The 21,444-nt window shown below is 68.1% G+C and carries 18 protein-coding genes and 1 tRNA gene; 10 read left to right on the top strand and 9 right to left on the bottom strand.

What is annotated here, in order from left to right:
* Positions 1–144: 144 nt before the first annotated feature.
* Together ACWF99_RS26650 and nudC are read left to right on the top strand one after the other, a co-directional pair.
* Positions 145–1,200, top strand: coding sequence for a potassium channel family protein (locus ACWF99_RS26650; protein ID WP_378632844.1), 1,056 nt, complete (start codon positions 145–147; stop codon positions 1,198–1,200).
* Positions 1,201–1,245: 45 nt separating this feature from the next.
* On the top strand, positions 1,246–2,136 hold the full coding sequence (gene nudC, locus ACWF99_RS26645; RefSeq protein WP_452537683.1) for an NAD(+) diphosphatase: 891 nt from the start codon (positions 1,246–1,248) through the stop codon (positions 2,134–2,136).
* Positions 2,137–2,145: 9 nt separating this feature from the next.
* On the opposite strand, the gene ACWF99_RS26640 is transcribed toward nudC, so the two are convergent.
* Positions 2,146–2,379, bottom strand: a complete 234-nt coding sequence (locus tag ACWF99_RS26640; protein ID WP_452537760.1) for a mycoredoxin — start codon at positions 2,377–2,379, stop codon at positions 2,146–2,148.
* Between the two features lie 111 nt (positions 2,380–2,490).
* Here ACWF99_RS26640 and ACWF99_RS26635 point away from each other — a divergent pair, with 111 nt between their 5' ends.
* From ACWF99_RS26635 to ACWF99_RS26625, 3 genes are all read left to right on the top strand, one after another.
* Positions 2,491–4,647, top strand: a complete 2,157-nt coding sequence (locus ACWF99_RS26635) for an ATP-dependent DNA helicase UvrD2 (RefSeq protein WP_452537682.1) — start codon at positions 2,491–2,493, stop codon at positions 4,645–4,647.
* Between the two features lie 110 nt (positions 4,648–4,757).
* Positions 4,758–5,090, top strand: a complete 333-nt coding sequence (locus ACWF99_RS26630) for a hypothetical protein (RefSeq protein WP_143876049.1) — start codon at positions 4,758–4,760, stop codon at positions 5,088–5,090.
* 138 nt (positions 5,091–5,228) lie between these two features.
* Entirely contained in the window at positions 5,229–5,552 is a 324-nt protein-coding gene (locus tag ACWF99_RS26625) for a WhiB family transcriptional regulator (protein WP_378632852.1), read from the top strand.
* A 64-nt stretch (positions 5,553–5,616) separates the two neighbouring features.
* On the opposite strand, the gene ACWF99_RS26620 is transcribed toward ACWF99_RS26625, so the two are convergent.
* On the bottom strand, positions 5,617–6,201 hold the full coding sequence (locus ACWF99_RS26620; protein WP_378632854.1) for a helix-turn-helix domain-containing protein: 585 nt from the start codon (positions 6,199–6,201) through the stop codon (positions 5,617–5,619).
* Between the two features lie 195 nt (positions 6,202–6,396).
* On the opposite strand from ACWF99_RS26620, the gene ACWF99_RS26615 reads away from it, so the two are divergent.
* Both ACWF99_RS26615 and ACWF99_RS26610 read left to right on the top strand, forming a co-directional pair.
* Complete coding sequence (locus ACWF99_RS26615) at positions 6,397–7,500, top strand: aryl-sulfate sulfotransferase (protein ID WP_452537681.1); 1,104 nt, start codon at positions 6,397–6,399, stop codon at positions 7,498–7,500.
* Positions 7,488–8,801, top strand: coding sequence for a uracil-xanthine permease family protein (locus ACWF99_RS26610; protein WP_452537680.1), 1,314 nt, complete (start codon positions 7,488–7,490; stop codon positions 8,799–8,801). The genes ACWF99_RS26615 and ACWF99_RS26610 overlap by 13 nt, the downstream gene beginning before the upstream one ends.
* A 22-nt stretch (positions 8,802–8,823) precedes the next feature.
* Here the strand turns inward: ACWF99_RS26610 and ACWF99_RS26605 are convergent, their stop codons facing one another.
* From ACWF99_RS26605 to ACWF99_RS26595, 3 genes are all read right to left on the bottom strand, one after another.
* Positions 8,824–10,173, bottom strand: coding sequence for an ABC1 kinase family protein (locus tag ACWF99_RS26605; RefSeq protein WP_452537759.1), 1,350 nt, complete (start codon positions 10,171–10,173; stop codon positions 8,824–8,826).
* A 61-nt stretch (positions 10,174–10,234) separates the two neighbouring features.
* A complete protein-coding gene (locus ACWF99_RS26600) occupies positions 10,235–11,110 on the bottom strand; it encodes a TOMM precursor leader peptide-binding protein (RefSeq protein ID WP_378632862.1) in 876 nt (291 codons plus the stop codon).
* Positions 11,111–11,318: 208 nt separating this feature from the next.
* Complete coding sequence (locus tag ACWF99_RS26595; RefSeq protein WP_378632865.1) at positions 11,319–12,776, bottom strand: zinc-dependent metalloprotease; 1,458 nt, start codon at positions 12,774–12,776, stop codon at positions 11,319–11,321.
* 127 nt (positions 12,777–12,903) lie between these two features.
* Between ACWF99_RS26595 and ACWF99_RS26590 the strand changes: the two genes are divergently transcribed.
* Positions 12,904–13,929 carry a YlbL family protein gene (locus tag ACWF99_RS26590; protein WP_378632867.1) on the top strand — a complete coding sequence of 342 codons (1,026 nt, stop codon included), beginning with the start codon at positions 12,904–12,906 and terminating at the stop codon, positions 13,927–13,929.
* Here ACWF99_RS26590 and ACWF99_RS26585 read toward each other — a convergent pair whose 3' ends face one another.
* Complete coding sequence (locus ACWF99_RS26585) at positions 13,930–14,508, bottom strand: PPA1309 family protein (protein WP_266292347.1); 579 nt, start codon at positions 14,506–14,508, stop codon at positions 13,930–13,932.
* Positions 14,509–14,664: 156 nt separating this feature from the next.
* On the opposite strand from ACWF99_RS26585, the gene ACWF99_RS26580 reads away from it, so the two are divergent.
* Positions 14,665–17,646 carry a UPF0182 family protein gene (locus tag ACWF99_RS26580; RefSeq protein WP_452537758.1) on the top strand — a complete coding sequence of 994 codons (2,982 nt, stop codon included), beginning with the start codon at positions 14,665–14,667 and terminating at the stop codon, positions 17,644–17,646.
* Between the two features lie 73 nt (positions 17,647–17,719).
* On the opposite strand, the gene ACWF99_RS26575 is transcribed toward ACWF99_RS26580, so the two are convergent.
* Positions 17,720–18,262 (bottom strand): transglycosylase family protein, encoded by a 543-nt coding sequence (locus ACWF99_RS26575; RefSeq protein WP_378632869.1) that lies wholly within the window; start codon positions 18,260–18,262, stop codon positions 17,720–17,722.
* A 356-nt stretch (positions 18,263–18,618) separates the two neighbouring features.
* On the opposite strand from ACWF99_RS26575, the gene ACWF99_RS26570 reads away from it, so the two are divergent.
* Positions 18,619–18,692, top strand: a tRNA-Met gene (locus ACWF99_RS26570).
* A 56-nt stretch (positions 18,693–18,748) separates the two neighbouring features.
* On the opposite strand, the gene ACWF99_RS26565 is transcribed toward ACWF99_RS26570, so the two are convergent.
* Together ACWF99_RS26565 and ACWF99_RS26560 are read right to left on the bottom strand one after the other, a co-directional pair.
* Positions 18,749–19,006 (bottom strand): HPr family phosphocarrier protein, encoded by a 258-nt coding sequence (locus tag ACWF99_RS26565; RefSeq protein ID WP_101466146.1) that lies wholly within the window; start codon positions 19,004–19,006, stop codon positions 18,749–18,751.
* A 26-nt stretch (positions 19,007–19,032) separates the two neighbouring features.
* The gene (locus ACWF99_RS26560) at positions 19,033–21,276 is read right to left on the bottom strand and encodes a PTS fructose transporter subunit IIABC (RefSeq protein WP_452537679.1); all 2,244 of its coding nucleotides are present in this window, start codon (positions 21,274–21,276) and stop codon (positions 19,033–19,035) included.
* Positions 21,277–21,444: the final 168 nt, after the last annotated feature.

Genomic DNA, 21,444 nt, shown 5'->3' with positions numbered 1-21,444 from the left:
TAGTGTTGCGCTCGCCGCCGGGTTTTCGGCCGCCTTGATCTGGCCTGACCAGAGGGTGCGGCGAAGGAGTGCCCGGCGGCGGGAAGATCAAGGTACCCAGGCCGAGAACACGCGGCGCCAGCCGCCAGAAATACAGGAGCAGGCATGTTCGGTGACACGCGCAACCCGGTCGGGTTGAGCAGCAGTCCCGACTACGCCCTGGTCGGTCTGTTGCGGATCCCGGCGGCGCAGTCCAGTCCGTGGGTTTCGCTCACCCGTCGCGTGTTGTTCGCGATCGCACTGCTGTTCACCGCCGCGACTGTGGTCTACGTCGGCCGCCACGGCTACAGCGACAACACCGGCGACGAGCTGTCGTTCCTGGACGCGATGTACTACGCCACGGTGTCGCTGTCGACCACCGGCTACGGCGATATCGCCCCGGTGACCCCGTCGGCGCGGTTGGTGAACATCATCGTCATCACCCCCCTGCGCGTCCTGTTCCTCATCGTGTTGGTCGGTACCACTCTCGGCGTGCTGACCGAACGGTCGCGGCAGGCATTCAAGATTCAGCGATGGAGGCACACCGTGCGTAATCACACCGTCGTCGTCGGCTACGGCACCAAGGGCCGGACCGCGATCGATGCGATGGTCGGTGACGGGATCCAGGTGTCCGACATCGTGGTGGTCGACACCGATCCCATCGCGCTAGAGGCCGCTGCCGCCGCGGGCCTGGTGACCGTGCACGGTTCGGCGACCAAGTCCGATGTGCTGCGACTGACCGGGGTGCAGCGTGCCGCCGCGGTCGTCGTCGCCACCAATCGCGACGACACCGCCGTGCTGGTGACGCTCACCGCGCGCGAACTGAACAAGACGGCCAAGATCTCGGTGGCCATCCGCGAAGCGGAGAACACCCACCTGGTCCGTCAATCCGGCGCCGACTCGGTGGTGGTGTCCTCGGAGACCGCGGGCAGGCTGCTCGGTATCGCCACCACCACGCCGACGGTCGTGGAGATGATGGAGGACCTGCTCACACCCGAGCAGGGCTTCGCCGTCGCCGAACGCGAGGTGGAGGCGAGCGAAGTGGGCGGATCGCCGCGCCACCTCAGCGATATCGTGCTCGGTGTGGTGCGCAACGGCGCGCTGATCAGGGTCGGCGAACCCGAGGTCGATGCCCTCGACACCGGCGACAAGCTGCTCTACATCCGTCGCGCCGGAAAGTAGTCGGCCGCCCGAGCCGCACCTGCGCCGTCGCTCTATGCTCGGAACGTGTCGTTCCGGCTGAAAAACGTTCCGCTGCTGTCACGTTCCACCATCGACCGGGCCGAGCACGCCCGGCTCGATCCCGGCGCCCTGCGCGAAGGGTGGGGGAAAGCGAAGATTCTGCGTATCGACGCGCGGGGGAAAGTGCGGGTGGAGGACGGCAAGATCGTCCTCGACGCGGCCGTCTCGGTGGCCGAGGAGCCCGGTGAAGGCGCGGTCTTCCTCGGTGCCGTCGACGGCAGTCACCTGTGGGCGGTGCGAGCCGACGATCTGGACGGCACCCTGAAGGATCTGCGCACGCTCGGCGCTGTCGACGATTTCACCGCGGAACTGCTGTCCACCGCGTACGCGCTGCTCAACTGGCACGATCGGGCCGGGTATCACGGCGGCGACGGCACGGTGACCACGACGGCGCGCGGCGGTTGGTCGCGGCTGACCGCGGCAGGCGAGGAAGAGTTCCCGCGGATCGACCCCGCCGTGATCTGCCTGGTCCACGACGGCGCCGATCGGGTGCTGCTGGCCCGTCAGCAGAGCTGGCCGGAGACGATGTTCTCCCTGCTCGCAGGCTTCGTCGAAGCCGGTGAATCGCTGGAACACTGCGTGGAACGCGAGGTCCGCGAAGAGGTCGGTGTCGACCTGCGCGATATCGACTATCTCGGCAGCCAGCCGTGGCCGTTCCCGCGCTCGCTGATGGTCGGCTTCGCCGCGGTCGGCGACCCCGCCCAGGAACTCGTGTTCTCCGATGGCGAGATCGCCGAGGCGCATTGGTTCACCCGCGAGGAAGTCCGCGCGGCACTGCGGGTCGGCGACTGGTCGGCGCGCGAACCCGGCGCCCGGCTGCTCGTCCCCGGGTCCATCTCGATCGCGCGCTCGATCATCGAGTCCTGGGCGGAGTGACGCGGCGAATCAGGCCCGCTGGGCGGCCAATGCCTGCTTGACCGCGGCCAGCGACGGGTTGGTCGCGGTGGAGCCGTCGCGATACTTGATCGTCGGCACGACGTGGTTGCCGTTGTTGACGCTGCCGACGAACTCGGCCGAAGCGGGATCGTCCTCGATATCGATCACCGAGTAGGTGATGCCCGCCTCGTCGAGCTGGGTCCGCAGGCGCCGGCAGTAGCCGCACCACGTGGTCGAGTACATCGTCAGATCTGGGGTTGCTTCAGTCACGCGATGTGCAACGTCGCGAGGGGGCGCTGTGTTCCTTGCCCCTGCATCCGCGGGCGTCGCGGCACGTTGTCGGTGGGCGCTGTCATGATGGTGCGCGTGCCAGCACTCGATCTCACCGCCCTCGACCCGGAACAGGCCGCCGCGGTGCGGGCACCGAGGGGGCCGGTCTGTGTTCTCGCGGGTGCGGGGACCGGTAAGACCAGGACGATCACGCATCGGATCGCGCACCTGATCGCGGGTGGGCATGTGAAGGCCGACCAGGTGCTGGCGGTGACGTTCACCGCCCGCGCGGCGGGGGAGATGCGCAATCGGCTGCGCACGATGGGACTCGGGGGCGATGCCGGGCAGGTGCAGGCGCGGACCTTCCACGCCGCGGCGCTGCGGCAGTTGCGGTATTTCTGGCCGCAGGTGGTGGGGGATGTGCCGTGGCGGTTGATCGACAGCAAGTTCCCCATCGTCTCGCAGGCCGCGCAACGGGCGGGGCTGCGTGCCTCCACCGAAATGGTGCGCGACCTGCTCAGCGAGATCGAATGGGCCAAGGCGTCGCTGATCGCCCCGGAGGACTATCCGGCCGCTGCCGCCAGACATCATCGTGACGCGCCGGTCGACGTCGCCAAGGTCGCCGAGGTGTACCAGGGCTACGAATCCGCGAAAGCCTCCGCCGACGGCCTGCTGCTCGACTTCGACGACCTGCTCCTGCATACCGCGGCCGCACTCGAGGACTATCCGGCCGTCGCCGACGAATTCCGTGGTCGCTATCGCAGTTTCGTCGTCGACGAATACCAGGACGTGACGCCGCTCCAGCAGCGCGTGCTCGACGCGTGGCTGGGCGAGCGCGACGACCTGACCGTGGTCGGCGACGCGAACCAGACCATCTACTCGTTCACCGGGGCCACCCCGTCCTACCTGCTCGACTTCTCCCGGCGCTTCCCCGACGCCACCGTGGTGCGGCTCGAACGCGACTACCGGTCGACACCCCAGGTGGTGTCGCTGGCCAACCAGGTCATCGGCGCCGCGCGCGGACGCATCGCGGGCACCCGCCTTGCCCTGATCGGTCAGCGGCCCGACGGCCCCGAGCCCGAATTCGCCGAGTACGCCGACGCGCAGGCCGAGGCCGTCGCGGTCGCCGGGCGGATCGAGAAGCTGATCGCCGCCGGAACCCCGGCGTCCGAGATCGCGGTGCTCTACCGGACCAACGCACTGTCGGAACCGTTCGAACAGGTGCTCGGCGCGCGGGCGATTCCGTTCCAGGTGCGCGGCGGCGAGGGGTTCTTTCAGCGTCAGGAAGTACGTCAGGCGGTGTCGGCGCTGCGTCAGGTCGACGCCCGCGACGATCTGCCCGACGAGGCGCGCAGTGGGTCGTCGCTGATCACGCTGGTGCGGGCCGCGCTGGCCCCGGTCGGGCTCACCGCGGAGGAACCGGCCGGTGCGCAGGCGAAGGAACGCTGGTCCGCGCTGCTGGCGCTGGTGCAGCTCACCGAGGAACTGGTCAGCCACGACGACGACATGGATCTCACCGCGCTGTTGCGTGAGCTCGCGACCCGCGCCGAGGCCAAGCATCCGCCGATCGTCGACGGTGTCACCCTGGCCTCGCTGCACGCGGCGAAGGGCCTGGAATGGGACGCGGTGTTCCTGGCGGGGCTCACCGACGGCACGCTGCCGATCTTCCATGTGCTCGGCCGGAAGAACGCGCCCGTCGACGAAGCCGGGCTGGAGGAGGAGCGCCGGCTGCTCTACGTCGGTGTCACGCGGGCACGCGAACATCTGAGCCTGTCGTGGATCCAGCGGCGGCTGCAAGCGGGCGGTGACTATCGGCCGGTGACCCGGTCGCGGTTCCTCAACGGGTTGATTCCGGACAGTTCGGCGGCCTCGCGGATCGCCGTGGAAGTCCCGGTCAAGGCCGACACCCCACGTCCGCTGTGCCGGGTGTGCCTCAAGCCGTTGATCGGCACGTACGCCACCATGCTCGGCCGGTGCAGGCGCTGCCCGGGCGAGGTCGACCCCCAGCTGCTCGAGGCGCTGAAGGAATGGCGAGCCGAGAAGGCCGAAGCGCTCCAGCGGCGTGACTTCGTGGTGTTCACCGACACCACCCTCACCGCCATCGCCGAACAGCTGCCCGCCGACGACGCCGCGCTGGCGGCCATCGCCGGTATCGGCGCGAAGAAGATCGAACAGTACGGTGCCGATGTGCTCGCCATCGTTGCGTCACGTTTGCGGGCAACAGCACAAAACCCCAGGTAGAAAATAAGTTGTTCGGTTCTCGATCATTGCCTATGGTGGAGAACACGCACCGAGAGTGATCCCGGTGCGCGGTAATTGTTCACACACGAGTTCAGGAGGGAGGCAGACACATGAACACGAACACGAACACCACGTTCGATGCGATGAGCAATCGCGTCCTGGTGAACGGATTTGTCATGTCCGCCTCCCGGGGGGTCCTCGCTCTGCAGGGGACCGGCCTGTCCGGCGTCGATGCCAAAGCTGTGCCGATGACTGTCGTCCATCAGCACACTCCGATTCGTCTCCAGGACAAGCCCAACGTGGGTTGGCAGCCGACCGCCGTTGCGGCACCGGCAGCAATCGCCGATGAAGCCGGTTACGCACCGGAGTTCATCGGCGCAATCCGCCTCCGCGTCCACCCAGCGACCGTGATCAGGTCTCGACAGAAATGTCGAACTAGGTAGGGAACACCTCCCAGACCTCCTGGCCACGGATCGCGAGAAGCGAAATCCGTGGCCATCTTTATTTCGGCTCCTCAGCCGTTGGCACCGGGTTCGCACACCGAACATTCGACCGCTGCAAACGAGCTGAAGGAGAACGACGTGTTCACCGCCCAGGACTGGCCGACGGCCACTACTGACGTGACATGCCGAACCGTGGCGCAGACCCCTCGCGTCCGTGAGGTCACCAAGACTCTGCCCTGTAGGGGCGGAAACCCCGATCTGTGGTTCGCCGAGAGCCCCACCGATCTCGAGCAGGCCAAGGAACTGTGCGCGGCCTGCCCGATCCGCAAGGGCTGCCTGACCGCGGCCATCGATCGTGCCGAGCCGTGGGGCGTGTGGGGCGGTGAGATCTTCGACCAGGGTGTCGTGATCGCCCGCAAGCGCCCCCGCGGTCGCCCGCGCAAGGTCGCGATCGTGGCATGAACCCGGGAAAAGGGTTGTACCGCAAGCGAACCGCTCACCTCGTCATGGTGAGCGGTTCGTTTTGCTATATGCGGGATGCGCGTTTGACGGTGCGACCGTCGGCGACGGCGAGGACCAATGTGGTGGTGTCCGGGGAGTGCGCCCACCACCGGTGCTTCTCACCCGCGCGGCAGTAATAGGTGTCACCGGTGCCGAGGTCGTGTTCGGTGCCGTCGGCGATCAGCGAGATCCGGCCGCGGATCACGTGGATGATCTCATCGGATCGGTGGACGAAATCGCGGTCACCGCGATCGGTACCGCCGGTGAATTCCAGGGCGCGCAGGTCGCGGTCACCGTGGACGAGGGACCGGACGGTGCCCGCGCCGGGCTCGGTTTGAGGCAGGGCGGTGTCGTCGGCGGCGCGGACCACGGCCGCGGGCGCGGTGTCGTCGGCCGCGGCCAGCAGGGCTGTCGCGGTGGTCGAGAGGGCGTCGGCGATCAACTGGAGCGAGCGCAGGCTGGTGTTGGTCCGGCCGTTCTCGAGTTGGCTCAGAAATGACTGGGACAGACCGGTTTCGGTGGCGAGGCGGGCCAGGGTGTACTCGGCGGCGAGGCGCCGATCGCGGATCACGGTGCCGAGCTGCCGATTCCGGATGTGCTCACTGGCCACTGATCGCCTCCGTGTCCTCGGTCCTGGCTGTGCCTGTGACTGTAGTGAATCTTCAGTGCCCGCAACCGGTGCTGGTCCGCTGTTTCGGTGTCCGACCAGGGGGTGAGCGGGTTTCGCGCACGATGATCGGAACGGTTCCTGTTTTCATGATTCTACTGAATATTCAGTGGGGTCGAATATTCAGGAAGAGGCGGCATGGAACAGAACACCCTCAAGCGCCGGGGCACCGGGCTGATCGGCAGCGATGCCGAGCTGGCCTCGCCCGGCTTCACGCTCTACGCGCCGCTGGCGGGCAACGGCCGAGTCGACCTGGTCGACCTCGACGGCGAGATCGTCCACCAGTGGCACCTGCCCTACCGCCCGGGCAGACACGCCCGCATCCTCGCCGACGGCTCCCTCGCCTACAACGGCGCGACCCTGGCCCGTGCACCCTTGTTCGCCATGTGGCGCAAGTACTCCGGCGGTTCGATGGCCCGCTACGACCACACCGGTGCCCAGCTGTCCGAGATCCGCGACGATCTGGCCCACCACGACGCCCACCACTACGACGACGGGCGCGTGCTCTACGCCGCCGTGCAGCCACTCACCGGTGCCGACGCGGCACGGATCCAGGGCGGTGTGCCCGGCACCGAAGCCGACGGGATCGTCTGGTCCGATGTGATCCACGAGGTCGGCCCCGACGGCGCGCCGATCTGGGAGTGGCGTGCGGTCGAGCATCTCGACCCCGCGAAATTCGCGCTGCAGCCGCACTATTGGCGTGAGCACTGGCCGCTGATCAACAGCGTGTACCCGCTCGACGAGCACACGGTGGTGGCCAGTCTGCGCAGTGTCTCCGCGGTGATCCTGATCGATCGGCGCACCGGCGTGGTCACCGAGCTCGCCGACCGCGACACCGTCGCCCAACAGCATCACGCCACCCCGCTCGGCGACGGCAAGATCCTGGTGTTCGACAACGGCACCTTCCGCACCGGTGAGTCGGTCACCTACAGCCGCGTCGTCGAAATAGACGCTGTTACCGGCGAAGTCGGGTGGACCTACCAGGACTCCCCGCGTGAGGCGTTCTTCACTCCCTTCATGGGTGGCGCGCAGCGGCTGCCCAACGGCAACACGCTGATCACCGAGGCCGCGTTCGGCCGGATCTTCGAGGTGACCCCGGACCGGCAGATCTGCTGGGAGTACGTGGTGCCCTCCTTCACCGAATACCCCGATCCCGATACCGCCCAGGTGTTTCCTGGTATCTCCAACGCGATCTTCCGTGCCTACCGCTACTGCGCCGAGGAACTCCCATGGCTGCGGTGACCGAACCGGTCGTAGCGCCGGTCGACGAGATCCCACCCGCGGGACGGGCTTTCGCCGGTGCGCTCCAGCACCTGGTGGTGATGATCGCGATGCCGCTCACCTCGGTGCTGCTGATCAGCCGCAGCTTGAACCTGGACGACGAGGCAGCCCGCGCCTTGCTCTGTGGCGCACTGTTTTTCAGCGGTATCGGCACCATCCTGCAGTCCGGTGGCCGGTACGGCCTCGGGGCAGGGCTGCCGTTCGTCATGCTGCCCGGTGGCGCGGCGGTGGTGCTGTTCATCCAGACCGCGCAGACCTACGACCCCGCCACCGCCACCGGCGCGGTCCTGATCACCGCGGTCGCCGGCATCGCGCTGGTACCGATCGCGCGCAAGCTGGTGCGGTTCCTGCCGATGGTCGTGATCGCCGCCATGATCCTGGTGATCGGGGTGAACCTGGTGAAGGTCGGCGCGAATCTGATCACCTCCGCCGACGACCCCACCCCGGTCAGGTCGGTGACCATCGCCGGGGTGACCATCGCGGCGACAGTGCTGGCACATCGTTTCCTGCCTTCCGGTTGGCGACGCGTGTCGGTGCTGATCGGGATGGGGGTCGGGACCGCGGTGGCGGCCGCGCTCGGCCGGTTCACGCTCGCCCCGGGTGACGCGCTGGTGCAACTGCCGGAGCCGTTGCTGTTCGGCGCGCCGCATTTCGACCTGCTGGCGGCCGTGCCGCTGCTGGTATTCAGCATCGGCTCGATGGCCGAGGCCACCGGACAGACGGTGCTCAACGCGCAGGTGGTCGGCAAGCAGATCGACACCGCGCCGACGGTCGGGCGCACGATCCGCGGTGACGCTGTCACCTCCCTGTTCTCCGGGCTGTTCGGTGGACCGACCATGGTGACCAGCGGTGAGAACATCGGGCTGATCCGGCTCACCGGTGTTCGCAGTCGCTACGTCACCGCGCTGACCGGCCTGATGTTGATCCTGGCCGCGTTCGTGGCCCCGGTCGGCCGCATCGTGAATTCCCTGCCCGGCCCTGTCGTCGGCGCGACGGCGGCCATCGTGTTCGCCACGATCATCGCTTCCGCGATCGGCCTGTTCCGCGAAGTCGACCTGAACGACGACGCTGCCCTGCTCACCACCACCGCGGCCCTCACCGCGGGCCTGCTGCCGATTCTGGTTCCCGCCCTCTATCGCGGCTTCCCCGCCGATCTGAAGCTGCTACTCGGCAGCGGAGTCACCATGGCCGCTGTGGTCGGCATCCTGGTGCACCTGCTGTGCACGGTGGGCCGACGCCCGTCCGGGGCATCCGTCGACTGAGACGCCCCGGGCTGGGGGCGCCCTACGAAGCCTGTTCGGCGCGGAAACCCGGCACCCAGGTGCGGACCAGGTTCATGAAGCCGAGTTCCGCGTCGAGCTGGGCCAGGATGCCGACCGAGCCACCGAGCACCCGGAAGACGGTGAGGTACTCGGCCGGAAGTTGCAGGGCGCGAGCGGTTTTCATCTCCGGGCTGGAGAACTCGGAGGCCTTGCCCGCCACCCGCTGCATCCACGACCGGGTGAAGTGGAACGTGTCGGTGCGAATCGGGTCGCTGAACGGGCGCAGGTACGCCTCGATCTCCTCGTGGGTCACCACCCGGCCGGGAATGACCCAGCCGTGCTCGTAGAGCAATTCGGTGAGGGCCGCGTGCTCGTCGGCGACAGCGAGGGCCAGCATGCGGCCCAGGATCTCCGGGAAGCCGTCCGGCATCGGCGCGCACGCGCCGAAGTCGAGCACGGCGAGGGTGCCGTCGGCCCGCACCAGGAAATTGCCGGGATGCGGGTCGCCGTGCAGCAGGCCGACCAGTTCGGGCGAGCTGAAGTGGAAGGTCCCCATCAGCTCGGCGATCCGGTTGCGCTGCGCCCGGGTGCCCTCGGGGTCCTCCGCGCCTGCCTTGATCAGCGCCGACACGGGGGTGCCGTCGAGCCATTCGGTGACGATCACCTTCGGGGCGCCCGCCATCACCTTGGGGATCGCGATGGTGGGGTGCCCCTCGAACGCGGCGGCGAAGCGGCGCTGGTTGGCGGCCTCGATGCGGTAGTCGAGTTCTTCCTCGGTGCGTTCGGTGATCTCGGCGAGCAGCGGCTTCACATCGGCGCCGGGGATCACCGACGAGAGCAGTCCGGTCATCCGGGACAGCGTCTTCAGGTCGGCGCGCAGCGCGTCGTCGGCGCCCGGATACTGCACCTTCACCGCCACCGCGCGACCGTCGGACCAGACCGCGCGATGCACCTGGCCGATGCTGGCCGAGGCGGCCGGGGTGTCGTCGAAGGACGTGAAGCGTTCCCGCCACTTGGTGCCCAGCTGCTGGTCGAGCACGCGGTGCACCGTCTCGGCGGGCATCGGCGGTGCGGCGGCCTGGAGCTTGGTCAGCGCCTCGCGATAGTGCTCGCCGAACTCCTCCGGGACCGCGGCCTCCATCACGCTCAGCGCCTGCCCGAACTTCATCGCGCCGCCCTTGAGCTCACCGAGCACGGTGAACAGCTGCTCGGCTGCTTTCTGGTTCAGGTTCGCGTTGATCTGCTTCTTGTCACCACCGACGAGCTTCTTGCCGAACCCGACAGCGGCTCGTCCGGCGATGCCGAGCGGAATCTTGGCCAACTTGGCATTGCGGCTGGAACTGCGGCGCACGATCTCGGACACGGTACCCATCATGGCCGAACTCGCGGGGTGTGTGCCATAAGAATGCTCACACCGGCTGATGCGACGCCCGTCACCGTGCGGTTTCCGGCGCGCGTGAGGTCATGTTCCGGCACCCGCATTCCTGATGCGGCAGCCACGGCCGACGCTGGATCTCGTGGGTGTCGAGGTTCAATTCCACGGTAGCGTCGAGAGTGCGCGGTGGACGCCGCGGTGAACAGGCGACGATCGCCTCCAGCTCGCCGAGCGCCAGCGCGGTCGTCGCCGCGATGCCCGCCGGGGACGCGTGCCCGGTGCGGCCCAGTAGCTGGGCGGCCAGATGCGGCCAGTCGTTGTCGAATCCGGCCCGGGTCAGGTCGGCACAGCGCAGGCAGCTGGTCTCGCCGGGCAGCACGAGCGGGCCGACCACGCCGACCCCGTCGCGAACTCGGACCTGCAGGTGCGGCACCCGTCGCAACACCAGATCCACTGACAGTCCGGGGTCGATCATCAACGCGTCGGTGAGCACCACCAGATCGCCCGCGGCGGTACCGAGCGGATGGTCGGGCCGGTACGCGCGCGAGCGGGTGGGGCGAAAACCCATGCGCCGCAATCCGATCGCTACCGCGTCCGAGAGCGGACCGAGGCCGTGCACGGTGATACCGCGGATCTTGCCCAGCGCGGGTTCGGGCTCGAGCAGCAGGCCCGCACGCTCGATCGCGGTGAGCATGCCCATGGTGCGATCGGGGCTGATGCCGAATTCGCCCGCCCGCCAGATGATCTGGGGCCGCGATTGCAAGCCGTCGAGCAGGCGGAGGAAGGCGAGCACGGTACCGGTGTCGTGATCGGTGGTTTCGAGGAGCAGCGCGCGTTCGGGGTCCCAACCGAGCTGGACCGTGCCGGACGGGCGAACCAGGGTGGTCACTCGCGGGTTGAGCATCGGCCCGCGCAGTGGGGAAGTGGTCGTCATGCCAGAAGTATCGGCAACCGACAGTGGCGTGAGGTGCGCCGAAAGTGCAGTTATCCACAGGCTTTCGGCGTGTCGGCCCGCGGATTCCGAAGTGTGAACAACCGCTGTACCGCGGGTCGCCGCCGCGTTTCGCGACGAACGTTAGCCTCGGAACCGTGTCGCGCCACCGAGATCGGAAGTTTCTCACCGACCTCGGCGGCGAGGTGGATCAGGCCTTGCCGGGATCCGAGCCGGAATCACCCTCGTCGCGCGGGGTTTCGTCGGAATCGGACTCTTCGGCCTCGGTTTTGCCGAGACCAGCCGCGTCGCGCTCCCGCGCTTCGGTCGCGGCCAGCTGGGCCAGCGGGTCGTCGAAAGCGCCGGTGCTGCCACCGATGATGGAGTCGATGAATCCGGCAGGGGAGTCGAGATCGGTGGAGTCGGGCAGCAGATCGGGGTGTTCCCACACCTTGTCACGCCGCTCCATCCCCGCGTCGGTGGTGAGCCGCCGCCACAGCGCCGAGGCCTCACGCACCTTGCGCGGCCGCAACTCCAGGCCGACGAGCGTGGCGAATGTCTGCTCGGCGGGTCCGCCCGTCGCCCGGCGGCGACGCAGCGTCTCCGACAGCGCGTTCGCGCCCGGCAGGCGCTCACCCACCGCGTCGCTGACCACGACGTCGACCCAGCCCTCGATCAGCGCAAGCAGGGTCTCCAGACGCTCGAGCGCCTGCTTCTGCTCGGGTGTGGTCTGCGGTTCGAACGTGCCCTGGGAGAGCAGTTCCTCCAGCTTGGAGGGGTCGCTCAGCGACATCGGGTCGATGCCCTGCGCGGCTTCCTCGATCGCGGAGAAGTCCATCTTGATGCCGCGCGCGTAGTCCTCCACGGCGCCGAGCACCTGCTGACGCAGCCAGGGCACGTGCGCGAAGAGCCGCTGGTGGGCGGCCTCGCGGGCGGCCAGGAAGACCATGATCTCGCTCTCGGGCTGCTCGAGCCCTTCGCTGAATGCCGAGATCGCGGTCGGCAGCAGTGCCGCGGTACCGGCCGGGCCCAGCGGCAGACCGATATCGGTGGAGGTCAGCACCTCCTTGGCCAGCTGGCCGAGCGCCTGACCGAGCTGGGAGCCGAACGCCAGCCCGCCCATCTGACCGAGCATGCCGACCATCGGCCCGGCGAACTGCTTGGCCTCCTCGGGCAACTGCGCCGTCCACATGCCCGAGATCTGCTCGGCCACCGGATCGCACAGGCGCTTCCAGGTGGGCAGCGTCTCTTCGATCCAGTCGTTCGGGGTCCACGCGACCGTCTTGGTGGCGCCCGCGGGCAGCACCGTGGCGCCGTCGAGCCACAGTTCGGCCAGGTGCGCCGCGTCGGTCACCGCGGTCGTGGTCCCCGACGCGATCGGGGCGATGGTGGAACCGAGCTGCTGGCGGGCCAGTCGCTTGGCGACGTCGTAGTTGACCGGGCCGGACTGCGAGCCGGCGGGACCCATGCCCTGGCCCATGCCGCTGATCATCTGCCCGAGCTGGCTCAGCATCTGGCCCAGCTGCGACGGATCGAAGCCGCCCGCACCGCCGGCGCCGCCCGCTCCGAACCCGAACGGATCGTTTCCGCCGGGTCCGTTGCCCTCGTCGCGACGCTTGCCGGAATCGTCGTCGTCGCCGGTCGAGAAGCCGAAGGGGAGATCGCTCATACCTCTTACGTTACGCGGGACCCCCGGGCCCACGGTGTTCGCGCATCGCGAAATCGCGCGACGACGCCCACGCCGTAAAGCGTGCCACTGCCGTCGGTCACGGCCGTTGATCACTACTGTGGTCCGAGTGAATCGTCGGATCCTCACCCTGATCGTCGCCCTCGTCCCTGTCCTCGTGCTCGGTGTGGCGGGCAGCGTGGTCACCGTGCCGTTCGTCGCGCTGGGCCCCGGCCCCACCTTCGACACCCTCGGCCAGGTCGAGGGCAAGCAGGTGGTCGATGTCACCGGCGCGCCACTGGATCCCACGAGCGGGCACCTGAACATGACGACCGTGTCGGTGCGCGACGGGCTGAACCTGTTCGAGGCGTTCGGGTTCTGGGCCAGCGGTGAGCACGGCCTTGTCCCGCGCGCCGAGGTGTACCCCCCCGGCGTGTCACGCGAGGAGGTCGACAAGTCCAACCAGCAGGACTTCAAGGACTCCGAGAGCGATGCCGAGGTCGCCGCGCTGCACTACCTGAAGATGCCGACGGTCGTGCTGGTCCGCGGACTCGGCGAGGACGGGCCGGCCAACGGCGTGCTCGAGGTCGGTGACGAGCTGATCAGCATCGACGGCACCCCGATCACCACGCCCAAGGACGTGATCGACATCGTCGGCACCAAGGCGCCCGGCGCCACTATCACCGTCGTCCACCGTCGCGGCGACGCCGAGCTGACCAGTCCGATCACCCTGGCGCCGCGCCCCGGCGACGAGACCAAGGGCTACCTCGGGATCACCCCGGGCGAAGGCGGACGCCCGCCGTTGCAGGTCGAGTTCAACCTCGCCGATATCGGCGGACCGTCGGCCGGTCTGATGTTCAGTCTCTCGCTGATCGACAAGCTCTCGCCGGGCGAACTCAACGGCGGCAAGTTCGTCGCGGGCACCGGGACCATCGACCAGGACGGCAAGGTCGGCCCGATCGGTGGCATCCAGTACAAGATGATCGCGGCGCGCGAGGCAGGCGCGGAAACGTTCCTCGTGCCCGCCGACAACTGCAACGAGGCCGGTCAGCGGGCTCCGGAGGGCCTGCGCCTGGTGAAGGTCGACACCCTCGACAGCGCGATCGCCGGACTTGCCGAGATCAACGCGGGTCGCGAGGCGATCGGCTGCGGGTAGTCACTCCAGCGTGTGGTGCAGGGCCTCGACCAGGCCCGGCGCCAGGTTGGGGTAGGTGCGCAGGTCGAGGTCGCCGAAGCCGTCATCGTCCTCGGGACGGATCTGCAGCAGGCACAGGGTGGCGCCCTGGCGCAGCACACCCGCGATGAGCCGGGCGTCGCGCCGACCCGGATGCGCGTGCGCGGCGGCGCGCCCGGCCGCGTCGGCGGCTTCGTCATCGGCGAGTAGCGGAACCAGCGCTTCGTCGAGATCGCTCTCGGCGTCGGGCGGCAGCACCACGATCTCCTGCACCAGCACGCAGCCTTCGACCGCGGGCGGCCAGGTGGTGGTGGCCAGGAACTCGTCCAACGCCATCGACCCGCCGGTGATGTCGTCGGGGAAGGCTTCCTGGGCCACCGGGGTCAGCTCGCTGCCGTCGTCGAGCTGGTCTTGCAGGTCCGGTTCGGCCGCGGCCAGGTCGGCGGTCGGCACCAACGCGAACATCTGCGGCGGGTTTCCCCAGCCCTCGGCGTCGGCGAACTCGACGACCTCGCGCACACAGCGGGCGAGGAGAACTTCGGCGTGCTCGTCTTCGGTCACCCGCACATCCAATCATTTTCGGCCCAGACGCTTGCACGGTGTCCGATTTCCGTAGAGTGGGCGCCAACGGTCCGGCAACGGATCACCCGCAACATTCGGACTGCGGTGACTGCGCCGATCACGGTGTGGAACCGCCGGAGCATGGAGAGTGGCACCGTGGGCATGCGGCCCCCCACCGGCTTACCTTCGTTGTCCCGACGCAGCCGTGTGCTGCTGGTGACAGCAGTCGTCCTCGCGGCGCTGTTGCTGCTCGGGCCCCGCTTCACCGATGCCTATACCAATTGGTTGTGGTTCGGTGAGGTCGGTTATCGCAGTGTGTATCTCGGCGTGTTGCGCACGCGGCTGATGCTGTTCGTGGTCGTCGCGTTGCTCGTCGGCCTGGTGGTCTGGGCGGCGCTACTGCTGGCCTATCGGTCGCGTCCGGTGTTCGTGCCGGTCGCCGGGCCCAACGATCCGATCGCGCGTTACCGCACGACCGTGATGAGCAAGCTGCGGCTGTTCGGCGTCGGTATCCCGGTGCTGCTCGGCGTGCTGTCGGGTTTGGTCGCGCAGTCGAACTGGGCGACGGTGCAGCTGTTCCTGCACGGCGGCGAGTTCGGTCAGCAGGACCCGCAGTTCCATCTCGACATCGGCTTCTACACCTTCGATCTGCCGTTCTACCGGATGGTGCTGAACTGGCTGTTCGTCGCCGTGGTGATCGCGTTCTTCGCGAACCTGGTGACCCACTATGTGTTCGGCGGCCTGCGGCTGGCCGGGCGTGAAGGCACCCTCACCAGGGCCGCGCGCGTGCAGCTCGCGGTGATCGCGGGGATCTTCGTGCTGCTCAAGGCGGTGGCGTACTGGTTCGACCGGTACGACCTGTTGTCGAGTACGCGTAAGGAGCCGACGTTCGGCGGTCCGTCGTTCACCGATATCAACGCGGTCCTGCCCGCCAAGCTGATCCTGCTGTCGATCGCGGTGATCTGCGCGATGGCGTTCTTCGCCGGGATCGTGCTGCGCGATCTGCGGGTTCCCGCGATGGCGGCCGCGCTGCTGGTGCTGTCGTCGATCCTGGTCGGTGCGGTGTGGCCGATGGTGGTCGAGCAGTTCTCGGTGCGACCCAACGCCGCGGAGAAGGAAAGTCCGTATATCGAGCGCAATATCCAGGCGACTCGCGAGGCGTACGGGATCACCGACGACAAGGTCGAGTATCAGGACTACCAGGGTGAGAGCAGGAAGAGCCCGCTCGAGGTGCCTGCCGACGCGGCCACCATCGGCAACGCCCGCCTGCTCGACCCGAACATCCTCTCGCCTACCTTCACCCAGCTCCAGCAGCGCAAGAACTTCTACGGCTTCCCCGAGTCACTCGACATCGACCGCTACAGCCTCAACGGCGACGTCCAGGACTACATCGTGGCCGCGCGCGAGCTGCACCCGGCCGCGCTGTCGGGCAACCAGAAGGACTGGATCAACCAGCACACCGTCTACACCCACGGCAACGGCTTCGTCGCCGCGCCCGCCAACCGGGTCAACAAGCCGCAGTCCGAGGCCCAGAGTGCCACGGGCGGCAGTGATTCGGGCTATCCGCTGTTCATGGTGAGCGACCTGTTCACCAAGGTCGAAGACCAGCAGATCAAGGTCGAGCAGCCGCGGATCTACTACGGCGAGCTGATCGCGCAGACCGATCCCGACTACGCCATCGTCGGCACCGCGGAGGGCCAGGCGCCGCGCGAGTACGACTCCGATCAGGCGCAGTTCACCTATGACGGCAGTGGTGGCGTGCCGATCGGGAACTGGTTCAACCGGCTGGCCTTCGCGGCCAAGTACGCCGAGCGCAACATCTTGTTCTCCTCGGCGATCAGCGAGGACTCCAAGATCCTGTTCAACCGTGGCCCGCGCGACCGGGTGCAGAAGGTCGCGCCGTGGTTGACCACCGACGGCAACGCCTACCCGGCGGTCGTCGGCGAGCGCGTGGTCTGGATCGTCGACGCCTACACCACGCTGGACAAGTACCCCTACGCCCAGCCGACGTCGCTCGACGGCGCGGTCGAGGACAGCATCGACAAGAAGACCGGGCGGGTCATCCCGCGCAAGGAGGTCAGCTACATCCGCAACTCGGTGAAGGCCACCGTCGACGCGTACGACGGCACCGTCACCCTGTACGAGACCGACACCACCGACCCGGTGCTCAAGGCCTGGCGTGGTGTGTTCCCCGACGCGGTGAAGCCGCAGAGCGAGATCTCGCCCGAGCTGCGCGCGCACTTCCGCTACCCGGAGGACCTGTTCAAGGTCCAGCGCGACATGCTCACGAAGTACCACGTGGACAATCCGCGTGAGTTCTTCACCAACAACGCGTTCTGGTCGGTGCCCAGTGATCCGACCATCGAGGGCGGCACGTTCAACCAGCCCCCGTATTACGTGTTGCTGGGTGACCCGAAGACCAACAAGCCGGTGTTCAACCTGACCTCGGCGATGGTCGGCTACAACCGGCAGTTCCTCTCGGCCTACATCTCGGTGCGGTCGGACCCCGACGGGTACGGCAAGTTCACCGTGTTGCAGCTGCCGGTGGAAACGCAGACGCAGGGCCCGCAGCAGACGCAGAACTCGATGACCACCGCCGACGCGGTCTCCCGAGAGAAAACCCTGCTGTCGAACTCGAACAAGATCCGCTACGGCAACCTGCTCACGCTGCCGGTGGCCGACGGCGGCATCCTCTACGTGGAACCGTTCTACAACGAGCGCAACACCGGTTCGTCGACGTTCCCGCAGCTGCTTCGCGTGCTGGTGAGCTATCGCGACGCGGCGGGCAGCGTGAAGGTCGGCTACGCGCCGACACTGGCCGAGGCGCTGAACCAGGTGATGCCGGGTGCGGGTTCGCTGGCGACGCCGTTCGGTGGCGATCCGTCGGTGAAGCCGAAACCGGGGGCGGTTCCGCCGGTCGACCAGGGCGCCGTCACCCCGCCCGGTAACGGCACCACACCGCAGCCGGGGACGACTCCGCCCGCGGGGTCGACGCAGGAGGCCGCGGCCGCCGAGCTCAGCCGCAAGATCGAGGCGGTGCGCACGGCGATGCGGACGGGCAACTTCACCGATTTCGGTAAGGCGCTGGAAGAACTGGACGCCGCGGTGAAGGCGTATCAGGACGCAGGCGGCCGGTAGCCGGCCGCCGCGCAGCAGCAAGAAAGGCCCCGTCTGGTCGACGGGGCCTTTCTTGTGCAGGGGGAACGGTGGATCAGCCGCCGATCGAGGCGATCAGCGGAGCGTTGGCGTCGAGCAGGGCCTGGTACTGGCCCGCGACACCGTACTGGTCGGCCAGCGACTTGCCCGCGGCCTTGGCCTGGTCGACGGCAGCCTGGACATCGGTCTTGGCCTCGGCGGGCAGTTCGACCGGCAGTTCGACGGCGGGCTCCTCGACCACCTCGGGCTCGGATGCGCCCGACTGGAGGAACTGACCGCAGTGCGGCCACGCGCCGACGCCCTGGCTGGCGAGCACGTTCTCCGCGACGCGGATCTGCTCTTCCTTGCTGGCGTTGTGCGCCGAACCCTGGCCGCCGTTGGCCGCCCAGGTGCTCTGCGAGAACTGCAGGCCGCCGTAGTAGCCGTTGCCGGTGTTGATGCCCCAGTTGCCACCGCTCTCGCACTGGGCGACGCCGTCCCAGTTGTAGGCGGCGGCGGAGGCGGTGCCGGTGGCGAGGCCGAACGGAACGGCAACAAGGGCGCCGGCGATGGCGGCGACGCCAAGGGCGCGGGTGCTGAATTTCCGGGTCTCAGTCATGGGGGAGACGCTAACCAAAGAATCGACGCCGATCACATCTTGATAACGAGCCGATTCTGTGAACGGAATAGTCGCCTTTTCAATGTTTACGCTGCATAACCAGTGGGAATACCTAGATTCCGGTCGGTCTGTTATTGGACCGTTATGTGTTCGGGATCACGGGGTGATAGTGACGCCGCTCACCGAAACTCGGCCCCGGCGCGTGTAGTTGCCGGAATGTGTGATGGCTGCCACAGTCAAAGGGTGAGATGTGCGGTGTTGCTCGTCGAGAATTGGGCTTTTTGGTCACGAAACCCTTGTTGACCTCGCGATTTGGCGCCTGCGCACACCTGTGTGTAATGTTGTGTTCACACCGACGCGGGGTGGAGCAGCTCGGTAGCTCGCTGGGCTCATAACCCAGAGGTCGCAGGTTCAAATCCTGTCCCCGCTACAAAGAAAAGGCCCGGAACCACTGGTTCCGGGCCTTTTCCGTTTCTCCGGGTCGATTCAGGCGTCGAGGTCGCTGGCGACGAGCTCGGCGATCTTGTCCAGAGTCGGCTGATCGTCGCTGGTGATCACCACCTCGGCGCCCTGGCCTGCGCCGAGGGTCATGATCATCAGCGCGGAGCCCGCGTCTACCGGGTCGCCGCCCGTGACAGCGATGGTGACGGGAACTCCTGCCGCGCCGACCGCTTCGGCGATGAGGGCCGCGGGGCGGGCGTGCAGGCCGACCGAGGAGCCGACGGTGACGGTGGTGCTTGCCATGGGATATCTCCTTGTGTGCGAATGGATTACGCGGTGGTGAGAACAGGGGCGACGGACTGCTTGCGGGTGACTTCCTTGGCGAGGGTGACGCAGGCCGCGGCGACGAGCGTGCCGGCGACCAGCGACACCAGGAACCAGCCGAGATGCCCGATCGCGAAGAACACGAAGATGCCGCCGTGCGGTGCGCTCAAGGTGACGTCGGTAGCCATGATCAGGCCGCCGGTCACCGCGCCGCCGACCATCATCGACGGCAGCACCCGCAGCGGGTCGGCGGCGGCGAACGGGATCGCGCCCTCGGAGATGAACGAGGCGCCGAGCAGCCAGGCGGCCTTGCCGTTCTCGCGTTCGGCCTCGGTGTAGAGGCGCGGGCGCAGCACGGTCGACAGGGCCATCGCCAGCGGCGGCACCATGCCCGCGGCCATCACCGCGGCCATGATCCGCAGGGTCGCGATATCGGTGACCGAGAGTCCGGCGGCGGCGAATGAATAGGCGGCCTTGTTGACCGGACCACCGAGGTCGAAGCACATCATCACGCCCAGGATGACGCCGAGCGCGATGGCGGAGGTGCCGGACAGGCCGTTGAGCCAGTCGGTGAGTCCGTTGGTCACGGCGGCGAGGGGCTTGCCGAGCAGCACGAACATCACGATGCCGACGATCGCCGAGGCCAGCAGCGGGATGAGCACCACCGGCATGAGCCCGCGGGCCCACGTGGGTACCGGCAGCTTGCTCACCCACAGCGCCGCGAATCCGGCCACCAGACCGCCGACCAGACCGCCGAGGAATCCCGCGCCGACGAAGACCGCGATCGCGCCTGCGGTGAAACCCGGTGCGAGGCCGGGACGGTCGGCGATCGCGAAGGCGATGTATCCGGCCAGTGCCGGGACCAGGAAGCTGAAGGCGAGCGAGCCGATCTGGAAGAGCACGGCGCCGAAATAGGTGGCCAGACCGCCGTCGGGCAGGTCGGTGATCGAGTTGTCGAGCACGATCGCCTTCGCGCTGTCGGAGATCTCGTAGCCGCCGAGCAGGAAGCTCAGTGCGATCAGTAGACCACCCGCGGCGACGAACGGGATCATGTAACTGACGCCGGTGAGCAGGATCTGGCGCAGGCGGGTGCCCCATCCGATGCCCTTGGCCGCCGCCTGCGCGGGTGCGGGTGCGGTACCGCCGACGGTGGCGGCGTCCGCGGCGGTACTCGCCGCGACGGCCTCCGCGATCATGGTGTCGGGCTCGTTGATGGCGCGTTTGACGCCGGACTCGATCACCGGCTTGCCCGCGAACCGGCTTCGGTCCTTCACCCCGACATCGGTGGCGAAGATGACGGCGTCGGCGGCGGCGATCGTGGCCGGGTCGAGTTTGTCGCCACCACTCGAGCCCTGGGTTTCCACCGCCACGTCGACTCCGGCCCGTTCGCCCGCGGCGACCAGGGAGTCGGCGGCCATGTAGGTGTGGGCGATGCCGGTCGGGCAGGCGGTGACCGCGACGATCTTCTTCGGCGCACCGGACTTCGCTGTGCTGACAGCCGGTGCATCGCCCGCAGTGCCGTCTCCAGCGGACGCTGGGTTGTCGCCCGGGTGTCCGGTGGGGGCCGTCGTCGCGCCATCGGTTGTCGCGCCGGAACCGGCCACGCCCACTGCGGCGGTACCGGCTGCCGCCGCGCCGACTCCGGCGGCCGATGACTCGGAGACAGGAGTCGCATCCCTATCGTCCGCGGCGGAGGAGGTCCCCGTTCCGCCGTCGGCGGGCGAACCGGACCCGGCCGCACCAGCCGATCCCGTCGCCGCTGTGCCACCGGGGGAAGGTGTGGTCGCGGCCGGTGGGGGATTGATGACGCCGTCGACCAGGGCGACCACGTCCGCCGGTGTCGCGGCCGCGCGTAGGTCGGCGACGAAGGCAGGCCGGACCAGTGCGCGAGCCAACGACGACAACAATTTCATGTGCTCCGCGCCCGCGCCTTCCGGAGCGGCGATCAGGAAGACCAGATCGGCGGGCCCGTCGGGAGCGCCGAAATCGACAGCGGGTGCGAGGCGGGCGAAAACCAGTGAGGCGGTGGTGACGGCGGCCGATCGGCAGTGCGGGATCGCGATGCCGCCGGGTAGCCCGGTGGCCGATTGCGACTCCCTGGCGAGGGCGGCTTCGGCCACCGCGCCGACGTCGGTCGCGCGGCCCGTGGCGGCGAGCTTGTCCGCGAGCGCGGTGATCACGGCGCCCTTGTCGGCGCCGAGGTCGGCGTCGAGCGCGATCAGTTCTGGGGTGATGATCGAATCGGCCATCGTCGTGTCTTTCCGGAGTGGGGGTGGAGCAGGAGCTTGTCGGGTCCAGCGGTGTCGATCGGCGCGGTTATCGGCGTCGGCCGGTGGGGTAGCGCTGGGTGATGGATGTGTGGCGGTGGTGATCGCCGTCTGCGGTCGGATCTCGGATCAGCGGCGGACGAACGCGCA

The organism is Nocardia sp. NPDC055002 (assembly GCF_053608825.1).
This window is presented reverse-complemented; position numbering and strand designations above follow the sequence as displayed.

Coding starts and splice junctions, on each gene's coding strand:
- ACWF99_RS26640 (WP_452537760.1), bottom strand. CDS start 2,379: ATGTACTCGACCACGTGGTGCGGCTACTGCCGGCGCCTGCGGACCCAG.
- ACWF99_RS26610 (WP_452537680.1), top strand. CDS start 7,488: ATGGCTGCGGTGACCGAACCGGTCGTAGCGCCGGTCGACGAGATCCCA.
- ACWF99_RS26630 (WP_143876049.1), top strand. CDS start 4,758: ATGAACACGAACACGAACACCACGTTCGATGCGATGAGCAATCGCGTC.
- ACWF99_RS26595 (WP_378632865.1), bottom strand. CDS start 12,776: ATGAGCGATCTCCCCTTCGGCTTCTCGACCGGCGACGACGACGATTCC.
- ACWF99_RS26605 (WP_452537759.1), bottom strand. CDS start 10,173: ATGGGTACCGTGTCCGAGATCGTGCGCCGCAGTTCCAGCCGCAATGCC.
- ACWF99_RS26565 (WP_101466146.1), bottom strand. CDS start 19,006: ATGGCAAGCACCACCGTCACCGTCGGCTCCTCGGTCGGCCTGCACGCC.
- ACWF99_RS26650 (WP_378632844.1), top strand. CDS start 145: ATGTTCGGTGACACGCGCAACCCGGTCGGGTTGAGCAGCAGTCCCGAC.
- ACWF99_RS26635 (WP_452537682.1), top strand. CDS start 2,491: ATGATGGTGCGCGTGCCAGCACTCGATCTCACCGCCCTCGACCCGGAA.
- ACWF99_RS26600 (WP_378632862.1), bottom strand. CDS start 11,110: ATGACGACCACTTCCCCACTGCGCGGGCCGATGCTCAACCCGCGAGTG.
- ACWF99_RS26575 (WP_378632869.1), bottom strand. CDS start 18,262: ATGACTGAGACCCGGAAATTCAGCACCCGCGCCCTTGGCGTCGCCGCC.
- ACWF99_RS26615 (WP_452537681.1), top strand. CDS start 6,397: ATGGAACAGAACACCCTCAAGCGCCGGGGCACCGGGCTGATCGGCAGC.
- ACWF99_RS26560 (WP_452537679.1), bottom strand. CDS start 21,276: ATGGCCGATTCGATCATCACCCCAGAACTGATCGCGCTCGACGCCGAC.